This window comes from Phaeobacter sp. CAU 1743 (assembly GCF_039839315.1).
GTDB lineage: Bacteria > Pseudomonadota > Alphaproteobacteria > Rhodobacterales > Rhodobacteraceae > Phycobacter > Phycobacter gallaeciensis_A.
Genome location: NZ_JBDOQR010000191.1, coordinates 1 through 1,232, shown reverse-complemented (window position 1 = coordinate 1,232; position 1,232 = coordinate 1). Strand labels below are relative to the sequence as shown.

Annotated in this window: 1 protein-coding gene and 1 pseudogene; both read right to left on the bottom strand. The window is 57.9% G+C overall.

The genetic code is table 11. The annotated features are described in order from the left end of the window. Positions 1-54: 54 nt before the first annotated feature. Positions 55-1,002 carry a calcium-binding protein gene (locus tag AAFO90_RS24895; protein ID WP_347511191.1) on the bottom strand — a complete coding sequence of 316 codons (948 nt, stop codon included), beginning with the start codon at positions 1,000-1,002 and terminating at the stop codon, positions 55-57. A gap of 121 nt (positions 1,003-1,123) precedes the next feature. Next, a pseudogene (locus AAFO90_RS24890) lies at positions 1,124-1,232 on the bottom strand (IS5/IS1182 family transposase); the annotation flags it as partial.

Below are 1,232 nucleotides of genomic sequence, written 5' to 3'. Positions count from 1 at the left end.
CGGCTGGGAAACCCTCTCTCAGCCCCTCGAACCCATGCCCCTTGACCTCGCAGCCTAAAACACCGACCCTTCACATGCCCGGAGCGCGCCGCCAGGGAATTTCCACAGCATTCGCGACACGACCCCGCTACCGCCATAAAGGGTGTCATCACCACTGTCACCGTACAGGAAGTCGCCACCGCTTTGACCGGTAATGTAGTCATCTCCCGACCCACCAGCCATCGTATCGCGCCCCCCTGCCCCTGAGAGAGTGTCCGCTCCACGACCACCAAGAAGAGCATCACTGCCAGCCATGCCAGCCATGCTGTCATCTCCGTCGCCACCAATCAGGTAATCGCCTCTACCGCCGCCCAACAGCGTGTCTGCCCCGTCCCCACCATCAAGCTGATCGCGCCCAGCATTGCCCCGCAGTTCGTCATCACCGAAATTGCCAAACAAACGGTCGTCAGCCTTACCCCCGATCAGACGGTCGTGGCCCCCGCCACCTTTGATTTTGTCTTTCCCGCCGCCGCCAAGCAGGATGTCGTCGCCTCCGTTTCCGACGAGTCGGTCCCGTTTACCTCCGCCCGATATGAAGTCGTCATCCGCTCCGCCAAATATCTTATCCTTGCCATTCATGCCGCGGAGGGTGTCGTTCCCACCTCCGCCAAAAAGGCGATCGTTCTTACTGCCGCCGCTTGCGTGATCATTCGCAGCACTGCCAGAAAATCGCATCGACTTCTCCAACTCATCCACAATCGAGCCAAAAAGGTCGGTGAAGTTGAAGTCTACAGCATTCCGGGACTGCACATCCAAATTGGATGGCATCTCGAACAAGGCCGCCATGGCATCCGGGCGCCCAGCATTGAGTTCAGAACGTGCGGTCAGGAAATCGGCAAGGCTCCATTCCAATTCGTCCATGACCGCCTGAAGCTCACCCGAGCTAGAGTAATAACGCATCTCGGAGACAAGACCGTCATAAGGCACGTTGTCCGTACCAAATTCGATGGGAGAAGCATCCACTTCGACTCGACGGCCGAGCTCATCCACAAAGACAATGGGGCCAGCGGCAACCTGTTCCTGAACCCGCCCGAGGAGGGCACTGTTGAAAAAATGGGTGTCTGTTCCTAGGGTCTGTGGACATTCATCGTGAGGCGATGATGGCAGCCGCGAGATGCCAATTGGCGGCGTAGCTGGACGTTGTCTTTTCGTAGCGGGTCGCTATGGCTCTGAATTCCTTGATCTTTGCGAAG